Below are 24,452 nucleotides of genomic sequence, written 5' to 3'. Positions count from 1 at the left end.
TTTCCTCGTTTTAGAGTTCTAATTCGTGCTGCAGCAGGGAGGCGATAGCCTCTTCAGAGCTGGCGTGAACCAGCGCGCTGCGAAAATCGTCATGCATGATGCGACGTGCCAGGCGGGAGAAAATACGCATATGCTGGTCGCCGGCGGCGTGTTTGTTTAGCGTCAGCATGATGATGTACTGTGCCTCCTCATCGCCCCACATGACCGGAGATTTCAGGCGTGCGACGCTGATGGTAGATTGCTCGATATGCTCTGATTTGCTGTGTGGAATGGCGAAACCAAAACCCAGCCCGGTGGAGAAGACGGCCTCGCGGGCCCAGAGATCGGCTTCCAGCTTGCGCGGATAGCGGCAACGCCCGGCGAGCAGCAGGTTATCGGTCATCCCTTTCATGACCTCTTCTTTGCTGTTCCAGTCGTTATCCAGAGAGATGCAGCGTGGCATCACCAGCGGCGTATCCTGCTGATTCATGCGGAACTGCGCCAGCAGATGCTCCACTTCAAGCGAAGTGCGACACGCCATGGCCTGGTTCAGCAGCTGGCGACAGGCGCGGCTATCAAGCTGCGCCAGGCGTGCTTTGGTGGCGGGAATGGCAGGCGAGCCCATGCTTAATTCGTCCAGCCCCAGACCTACCAGTAGCGGCAGCACTGACCCTTTCGCGCCCAGTTCACCGCAGAGGCCAATCCATTTCCCCTGGCGATGCACTGCCTGCACTGCGTAATCCAGCGCGCGCAGGAAGGCCGGGTTAAGACTGTTGTAGTGGCGCGTGACTTTAGCATTGTCGCGGTCGACGGCCAGCAGATACTGCGTCAGGTCATTGCTGCCAATACTAAAGAAATCAATCTCTTCGCAGCACTGATCGATGATGAACATCACCGAAGGCACTTCCAGCATAATGCCGAGCGGGATTTTCTCATCAAACGGAATATGTTCATTGCGAAGCTGCTGTTTTGCTTCGGCGAGTTTCTCTTTCACCCACAGGATCTCTTCCATGGAGGAGATCATCGGGATCATGATCTTCAGGTTTCCGTGAGCAGAGGCGCGCAGGATCGCCCGAAGCTGGGTGGTGAAAAGTGTTGAATACTCTTCGTATATGCGCACGGCACGGTAACCCAGGAACGGATTGTTCTCTGCCGGAATATTCAGATACTCCACCGGCTTATCGCCGCCGATATCCATGGTGCGCACGATAATGCTTCGCCTGTTTGCACTCTCCAGCGCCTGACAGAAAATGTTGTAAAGCTCGTTTTCGCCGGGCGCGCTGGTGCGATCCATATAGAGCATTTCAGTGCGGAACAGGCCCACGCCCTCGGCGCCGTTGCCAAATGCCCCCTGGGCTTCCACCGCGTGGGCGATGTTCGCGGCAATCTCTATGCGCAGACCGTCAGCCGTTCTGGCTTCACGATCGAGCCAGATGCGCTGCTGCTCGCGTATCGCCTGTTGTACCCGCGCTTCTTGTTGATAGTAGCGCGTCACCGCATCGCTGGCATTGACTACGACCGCACCGGCATTGCCGTCGACAAAGACGGGTGTATTGCGCCACTGCAGCAGGCTCTCACTGTCGATGCCGACCAGCGTGGGAATATTGAAGGAGCGTGCGAGGATCACGGTGTGTGAGGTTGTTCCGCCGCTTTTTAACAGCAGCCCTTTCAGCATGGTTTTATCCAGTTCCAGGAACTGGCCGGGAGTGAGGTCATCCGCAAGGCAGACGCTCGGCTGCGTCAGCTGCCCCGGAGCAGGGAAACGCGCTTCACCGTAGATATGCTGTAAAAGCTGATAGCAGACGTCGCGCACGTCCAACACGCGTTCCTGCAAATACGCGCTGCTGGAACGAGAGAACGTATCGCAGAAATGGTTCGCCGTGGCGATGATGGCCTGGGCGCAGCTTAAGCCCCGGTTAACTCCTGACAGAAGGTGCTGGCGCAGCGAGGTGTCCGTAGCCAGCGAGCGGTGGGCTTCAAGAATGGCGCTGGCGGTACTGTCGCCCTCCAGCGCGTGCAGCTCAATGTGCCTGGCCAGCAGCGTCAGGCCGGAATCCAGCGCCGATTGCTCAGCTTCCACGCTTTGTGCGTCGGGTAAATCGGCCAGGGCGTTGAGATCCAGCGAGGTCAGTACCGTCAGGATGCCCTGTGCGCTGCCGCTGCATACCGGAGTGGCGCGAAAAAGCGTCGGGCTCAGGCGTGTCAGTGATTCTGGTAAGGGCTCCAGCTCCGTGTTGATGACTCCTTCAAGCGGTGCGTCGCAGTGCGGGAACTCCTCTCTCAACCACTGTTCCAGACGCTGATGGGCATGTTGCTCATCTTCACCGCAGATCGCCAGACGGCAGGGATCGCCCGCCAGCGTATCGGTACCAATCAATGCCAGCGCGCTTTTGGCATCGCCTTTACGGTCAGTACGCAGGTTATGCCATTCGATTTGCGAGACAAACGTGTTGCACAGCGTTTCCACATGACTTGCCGGACGCGCGTGAACGCCGTTGGGCAATTCACAGGTAAATTCCACTACCAGAGCCATACACACTCCTGAAACCAATCATCATTCATTGGCGAACAGCATACGAGCGTGAGGATAAGGTGCGCCATGTGACAAAACTGCCAAAAGCTGGACAAATGTAATGTCACGTTAAAAGTGAGATTTCACTCACAGGTTGTGGCGTTTTGCGTAACGCATCGCTGATGTGAAATGTCGAGGCGGATCGCATTTTTATTTCGATATTACAAAAATCCAGTAAATGGCCTTTTTGTCTCCTGTCCGCCGTCTTTCTGATTGCCTATTGTTTGCCACATCATCTTTATGGTTTTAGGCCAGGAGCGACATATGAAAGCGTTGGTGCATATTCTCAAGAACACGCGGCAGCACCTGATGACCGGGGTGTCGCACATGATCCCGTTCGTGGTCTCGGGCGGCATTCTGCTGGCGGTTTCGGTCATGCTATACGGCAAAGGCGCGGTACCGGATGCCGCAACCGATCCCAATCTGAAAAAGCTCTTTGATATCGGTGTGGCGGGTTTAACGCTGATGGTGCCGTTCCTGGCCGCTTACATCGGCTACTCAATAGCAGAACGCGCCGCGCTGGCTCCCTGTGCCATTGCCGCCTGGGTGGGCAACAGCTTCGGCGCGGGGTTCTTTGGCGCGATTATCGCTGGGATTTTCGGCGGCATTATCGTCTGGTATCTGAAAAAACTGCCGGTCCCGAAAGTGCTGCGCTCCGTTATGCCTATCTTCATCATCCCGATTATCGGCACCTTTATTACCGCGGGCGTCATGATGTGGGGGCTTGGCGAGCCTGTCGGCGCGCTGACCACCAGCCTCACCCAGTGGCTGCAAGGCATGCAGCAGGGCAGCATCGTGGTACTCGCCATCATTCTCGGTCTCATGCTGGCGTTCGATATGGGCGGCCCGGTTAACAAAGTGGCGTATGCCTTCATGCTGATTTGCGTTGCGCAGGGCGTCTATACCGTCGTTGCGATTGCCGCCGTGGCTATTTGCGTACCGCCGCTGGGGTTAGGCCTGGCAACGTTGGTCGGTCGCAAGAATTTTTCCGATGAAGAGCGTGAAGCGGGTAAGGCTGCATTAGTGATGGGCTGCGTGGGCGTCACCGAAGGGGCCATTCCGTTCGCTGCTGCCGATCCTCTGCGCGTGATTCCCTCCATCATGCTGGGTTCCGCATGTGGTGCGGTCACGGCTGCCGTGATGGGCGCGCAATGCTATGCCGGTTGGGGCGGGTTGATTGTGCTTCCCGTGGTGGACGGCAAGCTCGGCTATATCGCGGCGGTTGCGGTGGGCGCAGTGGTAACGGCAATCAGCGTCAACGTGCTGAAGCGTATTGCCCGTAACAATGCAAAACAGGTCGAGGAAAAAGAGGACGACCTGGATCTGGATTTCGAAATTAACTGAGTGAGGAAGAAAACATGGCCCGAATTATCGCAGTAACCGCATGCCCGTCTGGCGTTGCTCATACCTATATGGCTGCCGAAGCGCTGGAAAGCGCCGCTAAAGCCAAAGGTTGGGAAGTGAAGGTTGAAACGCAGGGGTCGATCGGTCTTGAGAACGAACTGACGGCAGAAGACGTTGCCGTCGCGGATATGGTGATCCTGACCAAGGATATTGGCATTAAATTCGAAGAGCGCTTTGCCGGGAAAACCATTGTACGCGTCAACATCAGCGACGCGGTAAAACGCGCCGACGCCATCATGAACAAGATTGATGCCCACCTGGCGCAAACCGCCTGATGCTCTCCCGCCCTTCGGGGCGGGCTCGTTTTACCGTTACAGGAGTTCCCTCATGACGAATCGTACCCAGCGTTTGAAAGACGCCCTTTTTGCCAGCCCGCGCGAGATCTCGCTTGAGCGTGCTTTGCTCTACACCGCCAGCCACCAACAGACGGAAGGCGAGCCGGTAATTATCCGGCGTGCGAAAGCGACGGCGTACATACTCGACCATGTAAAAATCGCGATTCGTGATGAGGAGCTGATTGCCGGGAACCGCACCGTTAAACCGCGAGCAGGGATTATGTCTCCGGAGATGGACCCGTATTGGCTGCTTAAAGAGCTGGATCGGTTCGCGACCCGTCCGCAGGACCGCTTTGAAATCAGCGATGAGGATAAGCAGACCTACCGTAACGTGCTGTATCCGTACTGGGAAAACCGGTCGATGAAGGATTTCATCAACAGCCAGATGACGGATGAGGTGAAAACCGCGGTAGGGACGCAGATTTTTAGCGTCAACCAGACGGATAAAGGGCAGGGGCATATCATTATTGATTATCCGCGCCTGCTCAATAATGGCCTGGGCGCGCTGGTGGAGGAGTTGCGTGAACACTGCGCCCGCGCTCCCCATAACACCTTCTATGCTGCGGCGCTGATCCTGCTTGAGGCTTCTCAGCGTCATATACTGCGCTATGCATTACTGGCTGAAAAGCTGGCTGCCAGCAGTGACGCTTTACGGCGTGAAGAATTACTTAAAATTGCCGACATCTCGCGGCACAACGCGCAGCACAAGCCACAGACGTTCTGGCAGGCGTGTCAGCTGTTCTGGTACATGAACGTGATTTTGCAGTACGAATCCAACGCCAGTTCGCTCTCCATTGGGCGCTTTGACCAGTATATGCTGCCGTTCTATCAGGCCTCGCTCTCACAGGGCGAAGAGCCTGCGTTCCTGAAAGAGATCCTGGAATCGCTGTGGGTGAAATGCAATGACGTGGTGCTTTTACGCTCGACCAGCAGCGCCCGCTATTTCGCCGGCTTCCCGACCGGGTATACCGCATTGTTAGGCGGCCTGACGGAGAACGGCCGTAGCGCGGTAAACGTGCTCTCCTTCCTGTGCCTGGATGCCTACCAGAGCGTTCAGCTTCCTCAACCGAACCTCGGCGTGCGGGTTAACGAACTGATCGACAGGCCTTTCCTGCTTAAAACCGCAGAGACAATCCGCCTGGGAACGGGTATTCCGCAGATCTTTAACGATGAAGTGGTGGTGCCAGCCTTCCTGAATCGCGGCGTGTCGCTGGAGGACGCGCGCGACTACGCTGTCGTCGGTTGCGTTGAGCTGTCGATTCCCGGTAAAACCTACGGTCTGCACGATATCGCGATGTTTAACCTGCTGAAAGTGATGGAAATCGCGATGCAGGAGAACGAAGGCAACGCAGCGCTGAGTTATGGAGGTTTGCTGGAACATATTCGCGCCAAAATTAATCACTATATTGCGCTGATGGTCGAGGGGAGCAACATCTGCGATATCGGCCATCGTGACTGGGCACCTGTGCCGTTACTCTCTTCATTCATAAGCGATTGTCTTGAATCCGGGAAAGATATTACCGACGGCGGGGCGCGCTATAACTTCTCTGGCGTACAGGGGATTGGAATAGCCAACCTGAGTGATTCACTGCACGCCCTGAAAGGGCTGGTCTTTGAACAGCAACGCTTAAGTTTTGATGAGCTCTTAGCCGTGTTAAAAGCGAACTTTGCCACCCCGGAGGGCGAAAAGGTGCGTGCAAGGCTGATCAATCGCTTCGAAAAGTACGGCAATGATATCGATGATGTCGACAACATCAGCGCGGAACTGCTGCGCCACTACTGTAAAGAGGTCGAAAAATACCGTAACCCGCGCGGCGGGCAGTTTACGCCGGGCTCTTATACCGTATCGGCACACGTGCCGCTGGGGGCGGTGGTGGGGGCAACACCGGATGGACGCTTTGCCGGTGAGCAACTGGCGGACGGCGGGCTCTCACCGATGCTTGGGCAAGATATGCAGGGCCCAACCGCAGTACTCAAATCGGTGAGTAAGCTGGATAACTATCTGCTATCTAACGGTACGCTGCTAAACGTTAAATTCACACCGGCGACGCTGGAAGGCGATGCCGGACTACAAAAGCTGGCGGATTTTCTTCGCGCCTTCACCCAGCTTAAGTTGCAGCATATCCAGTTCAACGTGGTGAACGCGGAAACACTGCGTGAAGCGCAGCAGCGTCCGCAGGATTTTGCCGGGCTGGTGGTACGCGTAGCCGGATACAGCGCCTTCTTTGTTGAGTTATCGAAGGAGATCCAGGATGACATTATCCGCCGCACCGCGCATCAGCTGTGACGTCGTGGAAACGCGCGCCGACGTGGCGCGTATTTTCAATATTCAGCGCTACTCCTTGAATGACGGTCGCGGCATTCGTACGGTAGTTTTTTTTAAAGGCTGCCCTCACCGCTGCCCGTGGTGTGCCAACCCGGAGTCTATCTCGCCGAAAATTGAGACGGTTCGCCGGGAGAGTAAATGTTTGCACTGCACACCCTGCCTGCGTGATGTGGATGAATGTCCTTCCGGCGCGTTTGAGCGCATCGGACGCGACGTGACGCTGGACGAGCTTGAACGCGAGGTGATGAAAGACGATGTCTTCTTTCGTTCCTCGGGAGGTGGGGTAACGCTGTCGGGTGGGGAAGTGTTGCTGCAGGCGCCTTTCGCGACAAGGTTTCTACAGAGGCTGCGTCGTTTTGGCGTACATACGGCCATCGAGACGGCAGGCGATGCCCCTTTGTCCCGATTAATGCCGTTGGCCCGCCAGTGTGATGAAGTGCTGTTTGATTTGAAGATCATGGACACGGAGCTGGCCCAATCAATTGTGGTAATGAATCTTCCCAGAGTGCTGGATAATTTCCGCCAGCTGGCGGCTGACGGGATAAACGTGATTCCCCGCGTCCCGCTTATTCCTGGCTATACGCTCAACGAAACGAACATAGCGCGCGTGTTGGCTTTCCTGCTACCTTCAGGAATACGGCAGCTGCATTTATTGCCCTTCCATCAGTATGGGGAGCCAAAATACCGTCTGCTGGGACAGGAGTGGGGAATGCGGCAAGCGATCCCTCCGACAGAAGATGAAGTGTCAGCGATGCGTCGGCTTGCAGAACGCGAAGGTTTCAACGTTACCGTGGGAGGCTGAACATGACAGTGATAACGGGACGTCATCTGGTGGCGGTGACCGCGTGCGTCAGTGGCGTTGCACATACCTATATGGCTGCAGAACGGCTGGAAAAGCTCTGCCAGCAGGAGAGATGGAGCGTTAACATTGAGACGCAGGGAGCGCTGGGCGTTGAGAGCGAGCTCACTGAAGACGACATTCGGCGTGCAGATGTCGTATTGCTGATTACTGATATCGAACTGGCGGGCAGTGAACGTTTCGAACATACGCGCTACGTGAAGTGCGGAATTAACGCCTTTTTGCGTGACCCTCAGAAGGTGATGGGGGCGGTGCGTAAAATGTTATCCGCGCCGCAGCACACTCAGGTCATTCTGGACTGACCGCTTTCCCCGTAAGCTGGCTGTGATACTGGCGACGGTACTCTGACGGCGAGCGTTCCGTGTTTTTACGGAATAAGCGGCAGAAGTAGTTGCTGTCGACAAATCCGCAGGCATGTGCCACTTCTTTCACCTTTAAATCATACCCTTTCAGCAGCTGACGCGCGTGCTCCAGCCGTGTGTGGGTCAGGTATTCATTAAAACCTACCGCGCCTGTTTTCTGAAAAAGATGCGACAAATAGTTCGGAGAGATATAAAACGCCTGGGCGACGGATTCCCGGGTTAGCGGGGTCGCATAATGTTCATCAATATAAACGCGAATGGCTTCAAACAGGGCCTGGCTGCGTGAGGCGGTCTGGATCTGACTACCTAACAAGTCAACGCAGTGGCTAAGCAGGCTGGCGACGATCAGCCGTGCGGTTTGCTGCTCGTGCGGCTGCATCTGCATTTCATGAAGCGTCTGTAGCAGGAACGAGCCAATGCGGGGGCCACGGCGAGCAACGTGCTGCTTTGCCAGGTTACGCACTTCAACACCATCCCAGTGCAAAAGGCTAAACCCAAGCTGCTGTTTACCAAACAGGATGCTCAACGTCGTCGCGGGCGTTTGCCATTGCGGATCGTTCCAGCCGCCAGCCGGGACGTATAAAACATCACCCTGCTGTAAAACGGAAGCTGCCTGGTCTTTCACCGAGCCTTCGAGCACGATCTCCAGACGTGGGAAATCAACCTGTAAGGCAAGGTCGGGTGCGGAGATGGCTGGGTTTGCAAAGTGTACCTGACGCAGCGGCGTCGTGCCGTTGATCAGGTCTGTCAGAATGTGGGTAATGTCGTGGTGCATGGTGTGGATACCAGGGATCTGCCGGGTGGCGCTAGCGCTTACCCGGCCTACCTGTCGTAGGTCCGTGCAAGCGCAGCGCCGCCGGGCGTAAGCATTAACCGGTGTTACGCATACCCGCCGCAACGCCCGCAATCGTTACCATCAGCGCCTGTTCAACGCGCGGATCCGGCTCTTTACCTTCCTCTTCCGCCAGACGTGAACGGTGCAGCAGTTCAGCCTGTAAAACGTTCAGCGGGTCGGTGTAGATGTTACGCAGCTGAATAGACTCGGCGATCCACGGCAGGTCCGCCATCAGGTGCGAGTCGTTGGCGATGTCCAGCACCACTTTGATGTCGCCTTCCAGCAGCTCGCGCAGCTCTTTGCCCAGCGCCCACAGCTCTGGTTTCACCAGACGCTGATCGTAGTATTCCGCCAGCCACAGGTCGGCTTTCGAGAAGACCATCTCCAGCATACCCAGACGGGTAGAGAAGAACGGCCAGTCGCGGCACATGGTTTCCAGTTCGTTCTGTTTGCCGTCTTCCACCACTTTTTGCAGCGCCGCACCGGCACCCAGCCAGGCGGGCAGCATCAGGCGGTTCTGCGTCCAGGCGAAGATCCATGGAATCGCGCGCAGGGATTCGACGCCACCGGTCGGGCGGCGCTTCGCAGGACGCGAGCCCAGCGGCAGTTTACCCAGCTCCTGCTCAGGCGTGGCCGAGCGGAAGTAAGGAACAAAATCTTTGTTTTCACGCACGTAGCCGCGGTACAGATCGCAGGAGATATCAGACAGCTCATCCATGATATGACACCAGGACGCTTTTGGCTCCGGCGGCGGCAGCAGGTTCGCTTCCAGGATCGCGCTGGTATAGAGCGACAGGCTGCTGATGGTCACTTCCGGCAGGCCGTACTTGAAGCGGATCATCTCGCCCTGCTCGGTGACGCGCAGGCCGCCTTTCAGGCTTCCCGGCGGTTGAGAGAGCAGCGCCGCGTGAGCAGGCGCGCCACCGCGGCCAATGGAGCCGCCGCGACCGTGGAACAGGGTCAGCTCAATACCGGCTTTCTCGCAGGTTTTGATCAGCGCATCCTGAGCCTGATACTGTGCCCAGGACGCCGCCATCACGCCCGCATCTTTCGCGGAGTCGGAATAGCCAATCATCACCATCTGCTTGCCCTGAATAAAGCCGCGATACCAGTCGATGTTAAGCAGCTGGGTCATGACGTCGTTGGCGTTGTTCAGGTCGTCGAGGGTCTCAAACAGCGGGGCGACCGGCAGGGCGTAGTCGATGCCCGCTTCTTTCAGCAGAAGGTGAACGCCCAGCACGTCGGACGGAGTTTTCGCCATGGAGATCACGTAGGCGGCCACCGATCCTTTCGGTGCATCCACGATCGCTTTACAGGTGTTGAGCACCTCGCGGGTATCGTTGCTTGGCTCCCAGTTGCGCGGCAGCAGAGGGCGTTTGGAGTTCAGCTCGCGGATCAGGAACGCCTGCTTGTCGGCTTCGGACCAGCTTTCATAGTCGCCGATGCCGAGATAGCGGGTCAGCTCGCCCAGCGCTTCGGTATGGCGGGTGCTTTCCTGACGCACGTCGATACGCACCAGCGGCACGCCGAAACACTTCACGCGGCGCAGGGTATCGAGCAGTTCGCCGTTGGCGATGATGCCCATGCCGCAGGCCTGCAGTGATTTATAGCAGGCGTACAGCGGCTCCCAGAGCTGTTCGTTCTGGCTCAGCAGGCCTTCCGGCTTCGGCAGGCGCTGGCCTTTAAGACGCGCTTCCAGCCAGGCCTGGGTGGCCATCAGCTGACCGCGCAGCTTTTTCATCAGGAAGCGGTACGGCTCGCTGGCACCTTCTTCGCCGGCCAGCGCGCGCAGTTCTGGCGTCGCTTCAACCATCGACAGCTCGGAGATCAGCACCTGAATATCTTTCAGGAACAGGTCGGTCGCTTTCCAGCGGCTCAGCAGCAGGACGTGGCGGGTGATTTCCGCGGTCACGTTCGGGTTGCCGTCGCGGTCACCGCCCATCCAGGAGGTGAAACGTACTGGAACAAAGTCGACCGGCAGACGGTAGCCCAGGTTCTCTTCCAGCTGTTCGTTTAGCTCGCGCAGGTAGTTTGGTACCCCTTCCCACAGGCTGTTTTCCACTACCGCAAAGCCCCATTTGGCTTCGTCGACCGGGCTTGGGCGATGCTTACGAATTTCATCGGTATGCCAGGACTGGGCAATCAGCTGGCGCAGACGGCGCATCAGCTGGTTGCGCTCGTAGTCGGCAATGTCTTTGTTATCCAGCTGCTTGAGGCAGCTGTTCACTTCCACCATCTTGTGGATGAGGGTGCGACGGGTAATTTCGGTTGGGTGTGCGGTCAGCACCAGCTCCAGCGAAAGGGACTCCACCGCTTTTTTGATGGTGGCTTCGTTGAGGTCTGGCTGGTCTTTCAGTTTACGAAGGGTGCGGGCAATGACTTCCGGGTTGCTGGCCGCTTCGCCGTTTGGCGAAATGCTGTGGTATTGCTCAGCGGTGTTTGCCAGGTTCAGGAACTGGCTGAAGGCGCGGGCAACGGGCAGCAGCTCATCGTTTGAGAGGTTCTGCAAGGTGGTGAGCAGCTCCTGACGACTGGCCTCGTTACCGGCACGGGAAGATTTAGACAGCTTGCGGATGGTTTCAACGCGGTCGAGGATGTTCTCACCCAACGCATCTTTGATGGTATCTCCAAGCACTTTGCCGAGCATACTGACATTACTACGCAACGCGGAATATTGTTCGTTCATAAAAACCCAGTCACCCCATCATTTTTGTTTATGCCCAGGCGAAAATCTTCTGGACATTATTTTGTCATCTCCCTTTATAAAGCCACGTAAAACCCCCGTCGTCAATTGCTGCGAAAACGGTTCAGCAAACGAATAAATGCGGGCAATTTACGAAATTTAATTCGCATTGCGTCAGATAAGAGATGCTTATGGGAATGTGATGGAGATCATGCGATTTGTTGCCCTCACCCTAACCCTCTCCCACAGGGAGAGGGGACTCTTCGGTGCGGTTTTAATGCCAGCAGAAATGATGCACAACCTGGGTAATCAGTTCGCGGGTTGGCTTGATGAAGCGGGTTTCCAGATATTCATCCGGCTGATGGGCCTGGTTGATCGAGCCAGGGCCAAGGACCAGCGTCGGGCAAAGCGTTTGAATAAACGGCGCTTCGGTGCAGTAGTTCACCACGTCGGTTTTCTCGCCGAGCAGCTTTTCCACCACTTCGACCAGCTGGTGGTCCGGCGGGCATTCGTAGCCTGGAATCGGCGGATGCAGTTCGGAGACCGTCAGGCGGCCAGGCCAGCGCTCGCTTACCGGCGCCAGCGCTTCGTTAAGCAGGCCATCGAGATCGCTAAGCGTCATGCCCGGCAGCGGGCGGATGTCCATATGCAGTTCGCAGCAGGCACAGATGCGGTTGGACGCATCGCCGCCGTGCAGGCTACCGAGGTTCAGCGTCGGATACGGCACGGTGAACGCCTCGTAGTGATACCGCTCTTTCAGGTCGTCGCGCAGGGTCATGATGCGGCCGATGGCGTCATGCATCAGTTCGATGGCGTTCACGCCGCGCGCCGGATCGCTGGAGTGGCCGGACTGGCCCAGCACGCGCACGGCGGTAGAAATATGGCCTTTGTGCGCGCGAATCGGCTGCAGGGAGGTTGGCTCGCCGATGATCGCGCAATCCGGGCGAATCGACGTGTTTTCAGAGAAGTAGCGCGCGCCCGCCATGCTGGTCTCTTCATCGGCGGTCGCCAGAATGTAGAGCGGTTTTTTCAGCTTCGTCACGTCCACGTCACGCAGCGCGTCGAGGATAAAGGCGAAGAAGCCTTTCATGTCCGCCGTGCCCAGACCGTAGAGCTTGTTGTCATGCTCGGTCAGGGTGAATGGATCGCGCGTCCAGCGGCCATCGTCAAACGGTACGGTGTCGGTATGGCCAGCCAGCAGCAGGCCGCCCGCGCCGGTTCCGGTGCTGGCGAGCAGGTTAAATTTGTGGCGGGTTCCGGGGACGGGCTGAACCTCAACGTTAAACCCAAGATCGCTAAACCAACCCGCCAGCAGATTGATTAAAGACTCATTGCTCTGATCCAGCGCTTCTTCGGTCGCACTGATGGACGGTGTGGCAATCAGGGCGCGGTAGATCTCGATAAATGGCGGTAAGTTCATTTTCATTGTTGACACACCTTAGGTCGTGATAGTATCAATATTCATGCAATAAATGTGAATAAAAATACATTAACGTTGAGCATAAAGGAACCCGATGTTGAATACGCTGATTGTAGGCGCTAGCGGTTATGCGGGCGCAGAGCTTGTAAGCTACGTAAATCGCCACCCTCATATGACCATAACCGCTTTGACCGTGTCAGCGCAAAGCAATGATGCAGGAAAGTTAATTTCCGATTTGCATCCGCAGCTTAAGGGCATTGTCGATCTGCCTTTACAGCCCATGTCTGACATCAGCGAGTTTACCGACGGCGTCGACGTGGTGTTTTTAGCCACCGCGCACGAGGTCAGCCACGACCTGGCGCCGCAGTTCCTGGCGGCCGGCTGCGTGGTCTTCGACCTCTCCGGCGCGTTCCGCGTTAACGACGGCGCGTTTTACGAAAAATATTACGGCTTCACCCATCAGCACCCGGATCTGCTTGAAAAAGCGGTGTACGGCCTGGCGGAGTGGAGTGCGGATAAACTGAAAGAAGCGAACCTGATTGCCGTGCCGGGCTGCTACCCGACGGCGGCGCAGCTTTCCCTGAAGCCGCTGATCGACGCGGGCCTGCTGGATCTGAGCCAGTGGCCGGTGATCAACGCCACCAGCGGCGTGAGCGGTGCAGGGCGCAAGGCCGCTATCTCCAACAGCTTCTGCGAAGTGAGCCTTCAGCCGTATGGCGTGTTTAATCACCGCCATCACCCTGAAATCACTACCCATCTGGGCGCGGAGGTGATTTTTACCCCGCACCTGGGCAGCTTCCCGCGCGGGATCCTCGAAACCATTACCTGCCGCCTGAAGCCTGGCGTGACGAAAGAGCAGGTTAGCGAGGCCTTCACGCAGGCGTATGCGGATAAGCCGCTGGTGCGTCTGTACGACAAAGGCGTGCCGGCGCTGAAAAACGTGGTCGGCCTGCCGTTCTGCGACATCGGCTTTGCCGTGCAGGGCGAGCATCTGATTGTGGTCGCCGCGGAAGATAACTTACTCAAAGGCGCTGCCGCACAGGCAATGCAGTGTGCAAATATTCGTTTCGGCTTCCCTGAAACGCAGGCTCTTATTTAAGGTGTGATGATGAACCCATTAATTATCAAACTCGGTGGTGTACTGCTGGACAGCGAAGAAGCGCTGGAGCGTCTGTTTACCGCGCTGGTGAACTATCGCGAATCGCACCAGCGTCCGCTGGTGATCGTGCACGGCGGCGGCTGCGTGGTGGATGAGCTGATGAAAGGGCTCAACCTGCCGGTGAAAAAGAAGAACGGCCTGCGCGTCACCCCTGCTGACCAGATTGACATCATCACCGGCGCGCTGGCGGGCACGGCGAACAAAACGCTGCTGGCGTGGGCGAAGAAACACAATATTGCGTCCGTTGGCCTCTACCTGGGCGACGGCGACAGCGTAAAGGTGACCCAGCTCGACGAAGAACTCGGCCACGTTGGACTGGCGCAGCCAGGTTCGCCTAAGCTGATTAACACCCTGCTGGAAGGCGGTTTCCTGCCGGTGGTGAGCTCTATCGGCGTGACCGAAGAGGGCGAGCTGATGAACGTTAACGCGGACCAGGCGGCAACCGCGCTGGCGGCCACGCTGGGCGCGGATCTGATCCTGCTCTCCGACGTGAGCGGCATTCTGGACGGGAAAGGCCAGCGCATTGCTGAAATGACCGCCGCAAAAGCCGAGCAGCTGATCGCTCAGGGCATTATTACCGACGGCATGATCGTCAAAGTGAACGCCGCGCTGGATGCGGCGCGCACGCTGGGCCGCCCGGTGGATATCGCCTCCTGGCGCCACGCGGAGCAGCTTCCGGCGCTGTTTAACGGCACGCCGATTGGCACGCGTATTCTGGCGTAAGTATTTATTGAATGACCGTAGGCCGGGTAAGCGAAGCGCCACCCGGCGGAACTAACGAATAAAGGAACGATGTTATGGCACTTTGGGGTGGGCGTTTTACACAGGCAGCGGATCAGCGGTTCAAACAGTTCAACGACTCTTTGCGCTTCGACTACCGCCTGGCCGAACAGGATATTGTCGGCTCTGTGGCCTGGTCCAAAGCGCTGGTGACCGTTGGCGTACTGACCGCGGACGAACAGCAGCAGCTGGAAGAGGCGCTGAACAACCTGCTGGAAGAGGTGCGGCTGGATCCGCAGCAAATCCTGCAGAGCGATGCTGAAGATATTCACAGCTGGGTAGAAGGCAAGCTGATCGACAAAGTCGGCCAGTTGGGTAAAAAGCTGCACACCGGCCGTAGCCGTAACGACCAGGTCGCCACCGACCTGAAGCTGTGGTGTAAAGAGACCGTTGGCGAGCTGCTGGCGGCCAACCGTCAGCTTCAAAGTGCGCTGGTAGAGACCGCGCAGAACAATCAGGACGCGGTGATGCCGGGTTATACCCACCTGCAGCGCGCCCAGCCGGTGACCTTTGCGCACTGGTGTCTGGCCTACGTTGAGATGCTGGCGCGTGACGAAAGCCGTCTGCAGGATACCCTGAAGCGTCTGGACGTCAGCCCGCTGGGCAGCGGCGCATTGGCCGGTACGGCGTATGAAATCGACCGCGAGCAGCTGGCGGGCTGGCTGGGCTTTGCCTCGGCAACCCGCAACAGCCTGGACAGCGTCTCTGACCGCGACCACGTGCTGGAGCTGCTCTCCAATGCCTCTATCGGAATGGTGCACCTGTCGCGCTTTGCCGAAGACCTGATCTTCTTTAACTCCGGCGAAGCGGGCTTCGTTGAGCTGTCCGACCGCGTGACCTCAGGCTCATCCCTGATGCCGCAGAAGAAAAACCCGGACGCGCTGGAGCTGATCCGCGGCAAGTGTGGCCGCGTGCAGGGCGCGCTGACCGGCATGATGATGACCCTGAAAGGGCTGCCGCTGGCGTACAACAAAGATATGCAGGAAGACAAAGAAGGGCTGTTCGACGCGCTCGACACCTGGCTGGACTGTCTGCACATGGGCGCGCTGGTGCTGGACGGCATTCAGGTGAAACGTCCTCGCTGTCAGGAAGCGGCGCAGCAGGGCTATGCCAACTCCACCGAGCTGGCGGACTACCTTGTCGCGAAGGGCGTACCGTTCCGTGAAGCGCACCATATTGTGGGCGAAGCGGTGGTGGAAGCCATTCGTCAGGGTAAGCCGCTGGAAGATCTGGCGCTTGCCGATCTGCAAAAGTTCAGCGCGGTGATTGGAGATGATGTGTATCCGATTCTGGCGCTGCAGTCCTGCCTGGATAAACGTGCTGCGAAAGGCGGAGTGTCGCCGAAGCAGGTGGCGCAGGCGATTGCGGATGCGAAAAACCGGTTGGTTTGATTTGGTTTGATTTGGTTTGAATAGTGCGGGCTGGTGCCCTCACCCCGGCCCTCTCCCACGGGGAGAGGGAGCAAACACTAAAAATGGCAACTTCGGTTGCCATTTTGCTTTTACCTCGGGCTTTTTTTTTAAGCAAAAAAAAGCGGACCACGGGGTCCGCAAAAGTTCACGTTGGCTTTAGTTGTTCGAGTTTTGAGAGAAACTCGATGACGGTGCGGGGACGTCAAGGGTCAAACACGGGCCGCCTCGTCTATGTGGTGTATTATTCAACAGAAAGCTTGATAGGGATAATCGTTCGTTGCTATGCTATCTATCGCCATGAACTATCGTGGCGACGGAGGATGAATAATGAATATTCGTGATCTTGAATACCTGGTAGCGTTAGCCGAGCATCGTCACTTTCGCCGCGCGGCAGATTCCTGCCACGTCAGCCAGCCGACGCTGAGCGGCCAGATCCGCAAGCTGGAAGACGAGCTGGGCGTGATGCTGCTGGAGCGCACCAGCCGTAAGGTGCTGTTCACCCAGGCCGGTCTGCTGCTGGTGGATCAGGCGCGCACCGTGCTGCGCGAGGTCAAAGTGCTCAAGGAAATGGCAAGCCAGCAGGGGGAGGCGATGTCCGGCCCGCTGCATATTGGCCTGATCCCAACCGTTGGCCCGTACCTGTTGCCGCACATCATTCCAATGCTGCACCAGACGTTCCCGAAACTCGAAATGTACCTGCATGAAGCGCAAACCCATCAGCTGCTGGCGCAGTTAGATAGCGGCAAGCTCGACTGCGCCATTCTGGCGCTGGTGAAAGAGAGTGAAGCCTTTATCGAAGTGCCTCTGTTCGATGAGCCGATGATGCTGGCGATCTATGAAGATCACCCGTGGGCGAACCGCGATCGCGTACCAATGGCCGATCTGGCCGGTGAAAAGCTGCTGATGCTGGAAGACGGCCACTGCCTGCGCGATCAGGCGATGGGCTTCTGCTTCGAAGCGGGTGCCGATGAAGATACCCATTTCCGCGCAACCAGCCTGGAAACGCTGCGTAATATGGTGGCGGCGGGAAGCGGTATTACGCTGCTGCCTGCGCTGGCCGTGCCGCGCGAGCGCAAGCGTGATGGCGTGGTGTACCTGCCGTGCATTAAGCCGGAGCCGCGTCGCACGATTGGCCTGGTTTATCGTCCGGGGTCACCGCTGCGCAGCCGCTATGAGCAGCTGGCAGAGGCCATCCGCGGTGCGATGGATGGCCATTTCGACAGCGCGTTAAAACAGGCGGTTTAAGCCGTTCAGCGCGGCTACCCGATAGGCTTCCGCCATGGTCGGGTAGTTAAAGGTGGTGTTAACGAAGTACTCAATGGTGTTACCACCGCCTTTCTGCTCCATTATCGCCTGGCCGATGTGAATGATTTCCGCCGCGCGTTCACCAAAGCAGTGAATCCCGAGGATCTCTTTCGTCTCGCGGTGGAACAGAATTTTCAGCGTACCTACGCTCATTCCCACGATCTGCGCCCGCGCCAGATGTTTAAACTGCGCACGACCCACCTCGTAAGGCACCTTCATCGACGTCAGCTGCTGCTCGGTTTTGCCCACGGAACTGATTTCCGGGATGGTGTAGATACCCGTCGGAATATCTTCAATCAGGTGCGCCGTTGCTTCACCCTTCACCAGCGCCTGAGCGGCAATGCGGCCCTGATCGTAAGCGGCGGAGGCAAGGCTCGGGTAGCCAATCACGTCGCCGACCGCGTAAACGTGCGGCAGCGCGGTCTGGTACATGCTGTTGACCTTGAGCTGGCCGCGGCTGTCGGTTTCAAGCCCGATATTTTCCAGCCTTAGTGAATCGGTATTGCCGGTACGGCCGTTGGCGTAGAGCAGGCAGTCGGCTTTCAGCTTCTTACCGGACTTCAGGTGCATGATCACACCGTCATCGCAGCCTTCGATCTTCTCGTACTCTTCGTTGTGGCGAATCACCACGCCGCTGTTCCAGAAGTGGTAGGAGAGGGAGTCTGACATCTCCTGATCGAGGAACGCCAGCAGGCGATCGCGAGTGTTGATCAGGTCAACCTTGACATCCATTCCGCGGAAGATCGACGCGTATTCGCAGCCGATGACCCCTGCGCCGTAGATGATCACATGGCGGGGTTCATGGTGCAGGCTCAGAATGGAGTCGCTGTCGTAGACGCGCGGGTGCGAGAAGTCGACGTCGGCCGGATGGTAAGGGCGTGAACCGCAGGCGATAACAAATTTTTCAGCGGTGATCGTCTCAACCGACCCGTCGTGGCATTCGAGTGCCAGGGTGTGTTCATCCACAAAATGCGCGTTGCCCTGCAGAATTTCACAGTGGTTACGCTCATAAAAGCCCTGACGCATGCGCGTTTGCTGGTTAATGACGGTATCCGCGTGATTCAGGATGTCGGCAAAGGAGGAACGAAGAAGTCGGGAGTGGTCGCTGTAAAGAGGGTTCTGGTTGAATTCGATAATGCGGCTAACGGCGTGGCGGAGGGCTTTCGAAGGGATGGTGCCCCAGTGGGTGCAACCGCCGCCGACATTATGGTAGCGCTCAATGACCGCTACTCTGGCTCCCTGTTTCACCAGACCCATAGCAGCACCTTCGCCGCCAGGGCCGGAACCAATAACTATTGCGTCGTAATCGTAGGAATGTGGCATGGTAAGGCTTACCTGTTCTTATACATAAAAGCAACAGAATCATAACATCATTACCAGGGTAACCCAATTATCGTTGTGCTTTTTTCCGGCAGTGGAGCACAAACCGCACGTAAACAATCATTCACAAAGCCAGGCAAACAGATTAATTTTATTCTCTGGTATAGTGCCATCAGGCCTTTGGAAGGATTCAACTATTGTGATGGGCGTAAGAGCACAACAAAAAGAGAAAACCCGGCGTTCGCTGGTGGAAGCCGCATTCAGTCAACTGAGTGCTGAGCGGAGTTTTGCCAGTTTGAGCCTGCGCGAAGTCGCACGCGAGGCCGGGATTGCGCCAACGTCCTTCTATCGTCACTTCCGTGACGTGGATGAACTGGGCCTGACCATGGTCGATGAGAGCGGACTCATGCTGCGCCAGCTGATGCGCCAGGCGCGTCAGCGTATCGCCAAAGGAGGCAGCGTGATCCGCACCTCCGTGTCGACCTTTATGGAATTTATCGGCAATAACCCCAACGCGTTTCGTCTGCTGCTGCGCGAGCGTTCGGGCACGTCGGCAGCGTTTCGTGCCGCCGTCGCGCGTGAAATTCAGCACTTCATCGCGGAACTTGCCGACTATCTTGAACTCGAAAACCATATGCCGCGTGCGTTTACCGAAGCACAGGCCGAGGCGATGGTGACGATTGTATTCAGCGCGGGTGCCGAAGCGCTGGATGTCAGCATTGAACAACGCAAGCAGCTCGAAGAGCGACTGGTATTGCAGCTCAGGATGATCTCCAAAGGCGCGTACTACTGGTATCGCCGTGAACAAGAGAAACTGGCACATCAAACCGAAGAGTGAAGGTGAGTAATGAAACAGTCAGGTCAGGATAAAGGGACGCTGTTGCTGGCATTGATCGCTGGCTTATCCATTAATGGCACGTTTGCCGCTATTTTTAGCTCCATCGTTCCATTTTCGATTTTCCCGCTTATTGCGCTGGTGCTGACGGTCTACTGCCTGCATCAACGTTACCTGAACCGCACGATGCCGGTTGGGTTACCTGGGCTGGCCGCCGCCTGCTTTATTTTGGGCGTATTGCTGTATAGCACCGTGGTGCGCGCGGAGTATCCGGATATCGGCTCTAACTTCTTCCCGGCTGTTCTGTCTGTGGCGCTGGTGTTCTGGATTGGCTCGCGCATGCGTAGCCGCAAGAGCCAACTGCCAGAGTAATGAGGTCTGAGTAGGGCAGGTAAGCGAAGCGCCACCTGCCAAAAACGCCGGCTAATTACTTCGCCGTGAGCAGTACACCGCACTCCATATGGTGCGTGTACGGGAACTGATCGAACAGCGCCAGACGTTCAACCTTGTGCGTCTGGCTTAATGTTTCCAGATTCTTGCAAAGCGTCTCCGGGTTACAGGAGATGTACAAAATACGCGGGTACGCCTGCACCATCTTTTCGGTTTCGCTATCCAGGCCGCTGCGCGGCGGGTCGACAAAAATCGTCTCACACTGGTAGCTCTTCAAATCGATCCCTTCCAGGCGGTTAAACTGGCGTACACCGTTCATGGCCTGGGTGAACTCTTCTGCCGCCATACGAATGATCTGCACGTTGTCGATATGGTTAGCGGCGATGTTGTACTGCGCGGCCGCCACCGACGGCTTGGCGATTTCGGTTGCCAGGACACGATTGAAATTACGCGCCAGCGCCAGCGAGAAATTGCCGTTACCGCAGTACAGCTCAAGCAGATCGCCCTTAGACCCTTCCGTCGCCTTCAGCGCCCACTCCAGCATTTGCACGTTCATCGCCGCGTTCGGCTGGGTGAAGCTGTTCTCCACCTGGCGGTAAATCATCTCTTTACCCGCCACCGGCAGACGTTCGTCGACGTAATCCTGATCCAGCATGATTTTGGTTTTGGTCGCGCGGCCTATCAGGTGCACGTTGATGTTCTGCGCGCGCAGCGCATCGCGCAGCGCTTCGGCCTGCTCGCGCCATTCGTCGGTCAGCGCTTTGTGATACAGCAGAGAGACAATCGCCTGATTGCTTTGCGTGGTCAGATAGTCAATCTGGAACAGCTTGTGGCGCAGCACCGGATTGTTGCGCACGCCTTCAATTATCAGCGTCATCAGCTGGTTGATAAGCTCGCTCGCTGCCGGGAAGCTGTCCACGCGAATGCGGGATTTGGTCTGCTGATCGAAAATGATGTGGTACAGGTCGTCACCGTCGTGCCAGATGCGGAACTCGGCGCGCATGCGGTAGTGGCTGACAGGGGAGCGGAACACCTCGGGAACGGGCGCGTTGAACGGCGTCATCATACTTTGCAGGCGGACAACTTTCTCTGCCAGCTGCGCGTCGTACTGTTCTGTCGGGAGGTGTTCTGGGGTCATGATGCGTCCTGAGTGATAAAGAATTACGCGGGGATTGTAGGGATTGTTCAGGGGATGTCCAGATTTAATGGCCAATAGCTGTCTGGACATCTATACGTGTCTAATTGTAGCATTCTGTTTCCGGTCTCCTGAGAGTGAAAAGGGAATCCAGTGAAAATCTGGAGCTGACGCGCAGCGGTAAAGACTGGCGGGATGAGAGCTGTAGACACTGTGAAAATGGGAAGTCTTCATCCGTATAACGCCACCTAGCCCGAAGACCTGCCGGGATCACGTCGCATTTGGTTTCATCATCGCGTGCTATAGATGAGGCCTGCGGCATCCTTCTTATATTGTGGATGCTTTAACAATGATTAAAAAAGTATCGCTGTTGACGGCGCTGTCCGTCACGGCATTTTCGGGCTGGGCGCAGGATAGCGCTGACTCGTTGGTGGTGACGGCAAATCGTTTTGAACAATCTGAAAAAACAATTCTGGCAGCAACGTCGGTGGTTACGCGTGCCGATATTGACCGCTGGCAGTCAACCTCGGTGCTGGACGTTATGCGTCGCCTGCCCGGCGTGGATACGGCGCAAAATGGCGGGATGGGGCAACTCTCCTCTCTCTTTATCCGTGGCACCAACTCCAGCCACGTCCTGATTCTCGTTGACGGGGTCCGCCTTAACCAGGCGGGCGTCACGGGGTCGTCCGATCTCAGCCAGTTCCCAATCTCTCTGGTGCAGCGTATCGAATATGTTCGTGGACCGCGTTCGGCGGTATACGGCTCGGATGCGATTGGCGGTGTAGTCAACATTATTACCACCCGCGCGAAGGACGGTACGACGCTGAATGCCGGCGCAGGCTCGCACGGTTACCAGAATTATGGCGGCAGTACCCAGCAAACGCTGGGCGACAGCACGCGCGTCACGCTTGCGGGTGATTACACCTATACCAAAGGTTTCGATGTGGTTGCGGACGGCAATAATGGCGGCCTTGCCCAGACCGATCGCGACGGCTTTATGAATAAGACGCTCTACGGCGCACTGGATCATGCATTCTCAGACCAGTGGAGCGGATTTGTTCGCGGCTTTGGCTACAGCAACCGTACGGCCTATGACGGTTACTACAGCTCATTTACCCCTGACGTACTGGTCGATACCCGTCAGCTCTACAGCCAGACCTGGGATGCAGGATTACGCTTCAACGAGGATATCTTCCATTCACAGCTGCTCACCAGCTATAGCCACAGCAAGGACTATAACTACGATCCTAATTTGGGCCGTTACGATTCGACGGCCACGCTGGATGAAATCAAACAGTACAACGTCCAGTGGCTCAACTCCGTTGATGTGGGTCACGGGAACATTGGCGCGGGCGTTGACTGGCAGAAGCAGAGCACCGAGCCGGGTACAAACTACGTGACCAACGGCTATGACCTGCGTAACACCGGCGTCTACCTGACCGGGCTGCAGCAGCTGGGTGATTTCACTCTGGAAGGGGCGGTTCGCAGCGATGATAACTCTCAGTTTGGTCGCCATGGCACCTGGCAAAGCAGTGCAGCGTGGGAGTTCGTGGACGGTTACCGCTTTATTGCTTCTTATGGTACGGCCTATAAAGCCCCGAATCTGGGTCAACTTTATGGCTTCTATGGCAATGACCATCTTGATCCTGAAGAGAGCAAGCAGTGGGAAGGGGCGTTTGAAGGCCTGACGGCAGGCGTGAGCTGGCGCGTGTCCGGCTATCGTAATGACGTTGATAATCTCATCGACTTCAATAATAACCTTCAGGAATATTACAACGTCGGCAAAGCACGCATTAAGGGTGTGGAGGCGACAGCTTCATTTGATACAGGTCCGTTGACGCATACTGTAGGCTACGACTATGTGGATGCCCGCAATGCGGCAACCAACGAACTTCTGGACCGTCGTGCTAAGCAGCAGGTGAAATATCAGCTTGATACGCAGATCTATGATTTCGACTGGAGCCTGACGTATCACTATCTCGGCACGCGTTACGACACTGATTTTGGTTCTTATCCGTCAGAGAAAGTGAAAATGGGCGGCGTGAGCCTGTGGGATGTCGCAGTTTCATATCCGGTCACCTCACACCTCACAGTTCGTGGTAAAATAGCCAACCTGTTCGATAAAGATTACGAGACAGTTTATGGCTACCAAACTGCAGGACGGGAATACACCTTGTCTGGCAGCTACACCTTCTAATCCGCGCCCTACCGTGCTGGTGTTTGATTCCGGCGTCGGTGGGCTTTCGGTCTACGACGAGATTCGGCATCTCCTGCCGGATCTCCATTACATCTACGCCTTCGATAACGTCGCTTTTCCGTATGGGGAGAAGAGTGAGGACTTTATCGTTGAGCGCGTGGTTGAAATCGTCACCGCGGTACAAAAGCGCTATCCCCTTGCGCTGGCGGTCATTGCCTGTAATACGGCGAGCACCGTTTCTCTTCCCGCCCTGCGTGAGAAATTCCAGTTCCCGGTTGTGGGCGTCGTTCCTGCCATAAAGCCTGCCGCGCGCCTGACGGCGAACGGCATCGTGGGGTTACTGGCCACGCGTGGTACGGTAAAGCGTCCTTATACCCGCGAGCTGATCGACCGTTTTGCTAACGAATGCCAGATTGCAATGCTTGGCTCCGCAGAGCTGGTGGAGATGGCGGAAGCGAAACTGCACGGCGAGACGGTATCGCTCGAAGAGCTGCGTCGTATTCTTCGTCCGTGGCTGCGGATGCCCGAACCACCGGATACGGTTGTGCTGGGCTGCACCCACTTTCCTCTCTTGCAGGAAGAGCTACTAGAAGTGCTTCCGGAGGGAACGCGCCTGGTGGATTCTGGTGCGGCAATCGCTCGTCGTACGGCCTGGCTGCTGGAGCATGAAGCGCCGGATGCGAAATCTACCGATGCGAATATCGCGTTTTGCATGGCTATCACGAAAGAGACTGAGCAACTTTTACCCGTTTTACGCCGTTATGGCTTTGAAACGCTCGAAAAACTGGCGCTGTAGCACGGTTTTGAGCAAAAAAGAGACGGTTGAAAGTTTTTTTTAAAAGAGGGGTTGTCAACGTCTGAGAACTCCCTATAATGCGCCTCCACTGACACGGAACAACGGCTTGCAAGCCGCCGGGTTAGCGGGGTTCAGAGATGAACGCCAACAGAGAAAAGTGAAAATAATCGCTTGACTCTGAATGAGGAAAACGTAATATACGGGACCTCGCAACGGTGAGCTGAAAGCCGCGTTGCAACTGCTCTTTAACAATTTATCAGACAATCTGTGTGGGCACTCAAAGTGACATGGATTCTTAATGTCTTCGGACAATAAATGAATACCAAGTCTCTGAGTGAACATGCGTAA

Annotated in this window: 19 protein-coding genes and 1 riboswitch; of the genes, 13 read left to right on the top strand and 6 right to left on the bottom strand. The window is 56.6% G+C overall.

Annotated features, from left to right (window positions below):
- Positions 1-10 precede the first annotated feature (10 nt).
- Positions 11-2,512, bottom strand: coding sequence for a phosphoenolpyruvate--protein phosphotransferase (gene ptsP, locus USG84_RS20350; protein ID WP_253543433.1), 2,502 nt, complete (start codon positions 2,510-2,512; stop codon positions 11-13).
- A 303-nt stretch (positions 2,513-2,815) separates the two neighbouring features.
- Between ptsP and USG84_RS20345 the strand changes: the two genes are divergently transcribed.
- The 5 genes from USG84_RS20345 to USG84_RS20325 are packed head-to-tail and all read left to right on the top strand — an operon-like array spanning position 2,816 to position 7,777.
- Positions 2,816-3,895: a PTS fructose transporter subunit EIIC gene (locus USG84_RS20345; RefSeq protein ID WP_253543432.1), complete on the top strand. Its 1,080-nt coding sequence runs from the start codon at positions 2,816-2,818 to the stop codon at positions 3,893-3,895.
- A gap of 14 nt (positions 3,896-3,909) precedes the next feature.
- A complete protein-coding gene (locus USG84_RS20340) occupies positions 3,910-4,230 on the top strand; it encodes a PTS fructose-like transporter subunit IIB (protein WP_151412524.1) in 321 nt (106 codons plus the stop codon).
- A gap of 52 nt (positions 4,231-4,282) precedes the next feature.
- Positions 4,283-6,577, top strand: a complete 2,295-nt coding sequence (locus USG84_RS20335) for a formate C-acetyltransferase (RefSeq protein WP_253543431.1) — start codon at positions 4,283-4,285, stop codon at positions 6,575-6,577.
- On the top strand, positions 6,543-7,418 hold the full coding sequence (locus tag USG84_RS20330; protein WP_151412523.1) for a [formate-C-acetyltransferase]-activating enzyme: 876 nt from the start codon (positions 6,543-6,545) through the stop codon (positions 7,416-7,418). The genes USG84_RS20335 and USG84_RS20330 overlap by 35 nt, the downstream gene beginning before the upstream one ends.
- Positions 7,419-7,420: 2 nt before the next feature.
- Positions 7,421-7,777, top strand: coding sequence for a PTS fructose-like transporter subunit IIB (locus tag USG84_RS20325; RefSeq protein WP_061096483.1), 357 nt, complete (start codon positions 7,421-7,423; stop codon positions 7,775-7,777).
- Here USG84_RS20325 and USG84_RS20320 read toward each other — a convergent pair.
- The 3 genes from USG84_RS20320 to argE form a co-directional block, all read right to left on the bottom strand.
- Complete coding sequence (locus USG84_RS20320; protein ID WP_151412522.1) at positions 7,764-8,612, bottom strand: helix-turn-helix transcriptional regulator; 849 nt, start codon at positions 8,610-8,612, stop codon at positions 7,764-7,766. The genes USG84_RS20325 and USG84_RS20320 overlap by 14 nt on opposite strands.
- 94 nt (positions 8,613-8,706) lie before the next feature.
- Entirely contained in the window at positions 8,707-11,358 is a 2,652-nt protein-coding gene (gene ppc / locus USG84_RS20315) for a phosphoenolpyruvate carboxylase (protein WP_061096481.1), read from the bottom strand.
- Positions 11,359-11,629: 271 nt separating this feature from the next.
- Positions 11,630-12,781, bottom strand: a complete 1,152-nt coding sequence (gene argE, locus USG84_RS20310; protein ID WP_008501790.1) for an acetylornithine deacetylase — start codon at positions 12,779-12,781, stop codon at positions 11,630-11,632.
- An 88-nt stretch (positions 12,782-12,869) separates the two neighbouring features.
- On the opposite strand from argE, the gene argC reads away from it, so the two are divergent.
- The 4 genes from argC (at position 12,870) to oxyR (ending at position 17,371) form a co-directional block, all read left to right on the top strand.
- A complete protein-coding gene (gene argC, locus USG84_RS20305) occupies positions 12,870-13,874 on the top strand; it encodes an N-acetyl-gamma-glutamyl-phosphate reductase (protein WP_151412521.1) in 1,005 nt (334 codons plus the stop codon).
- Positions 13,875-13,880: 6 nt separating this feature from the next.
- A complete protein-coding gene (argB, locus tag USG84_RS20300; protein ID WP_151412520.1) occupies positions 13,881-14,657 on the top strand; it encodes an acetylglutamate kinase in 777 nt (258 codons plus the stop codon).
- Between the two features lie 74 nt (positions 14,658-14,731).
- Complete coding sequence (gene argH, locus USG84_RS20295) at positions 14,732-16,105, top strand: argininosuccinate lyase (protein ID WP_061096479.1); 1,374 nt, start codon at positions 14,732-14,734, stop codon at positions 16,103-16,105.
- A 348-nt stretch (positions 16,106-16,453) separates the two neighbouring features.
- A complete protein-coding gene (oxyR, locus tag USG84_RS20290) occupies positions 16,454-17,371 on the top strand; it encodes a DNA-binding transcriptional regulator OxyR (RefSeq protein ID WP_025758848.1) in 918 nt (305 codons plus the stop codon).
- On the opposite strand, the gene sthA is transcribed toward oxyR, so the two are convergent.
- On the bottom strand, positions 17,354-18,754 hold the full coding sequence (gene sthA, locus USG84_RS20285; protein ID WP_061096478.1) for a Si-specific NAD(P)(+) transhydrogenase: 1,401 nt from the start codon (positions 18,752-18,754) through the stop codon (positions 17,354-17,356). The two genes, oxyR and sthA, sit on opposite strands and share 18 nt — an antisense overlap.
- Before the next feature lie 196 nt (positions 18,755-18,950).
- Here sthA and fabR point away from each other — a divergent pair, with 196 nt between their 5' ends.
- A complete protein-coding gene (fabR, locus tag USG84_RS20280; protein ID WP_008501784.1) occupies positions 18,951-19,589 on the top strand; it encodes an HTH-type transcriptional repressor FabR in 639 nt (212 codons plus the stop codon).
- Between the two features lie 9 nt (positions 19,590-19,598).
- Entirely contained in the window at positions 19,599-19,958 is a 360-nt protein-coding gene (locus USG84_RS20275; protein WP_008501783.1) for a YijD family membrane protein, read from the top strand.
- Between the two features lie 55 nt (positions 19,959-20,013).
- On the opposite strand, the gene trmA is transcribed toward USG84_RS20275, so the two are convergent.
- On the bottom strand, positions 20,014-21,114 hold the full coding sequence (gene trmA / locus USG84_RS20270; RefSeq protein WP_253543430.1) for a tRNA (uridine(54)-C5)-methyltransferase TrmA: 1,101 nt from the start codon (positions 21,112-21,114) through the stop codon (positions 20,014-20,016).
- A gap of 104 nt (positions 21,115-21,218) precedes the next feature.
- Positions 21,219-21,395, top strand: a riboswitch (cobalamin riboswitch).
- A 65-nt stretch (positions 21,396-21,460) separates the two neighbouring features.
- Between trmA and btuB the strand changes: the two genes are divergently transcribed.
- Together btuB and murI are read left to right on the top strand one after the other, a co-directional pair.
- On the top strand, positions 21,461-23,308 hold the full coding sequence (gene btuB, locus USG84_RS20265; RefSeq protein ID WP_151412519.1) for a TonB-dependent vitamin B12 receptor BtuB: 1,848 nt from the start codon (positions 21,461-21,463) through the stop codon (positions 23,306-23,308).
- Positions 23,253-24,104, top strand: a complete 852-nt coding sequence (murI, locus tag USG84_RS20260; protein WP_028014824.1) for a glutamate racemase — start codon at positions 23,253-23,255, stop codon at positions 24,102-24,104. Before btuB ends, murI begins: the two co-directional genes overlap by 56 nt.
- The last annotated feature ends 348 nt before the right edge of the window (positions 24,105-24,452 follow it).

Source organism: Enterobacter sp. 168J2 (genome assembly GCF_034107265.1).
In the GTDB taxonomy this organism is placed as follows: domain Bacteria; phylum Pseudomonadota; class Gammaproteobacteria; order Enterobacterales; family Enterobacteriaceae; genus Enterobacter; species Enterobacter nematophilus.
This window is presented reverse-complemented; position numbering and strand designations above follow the sequence as displayed.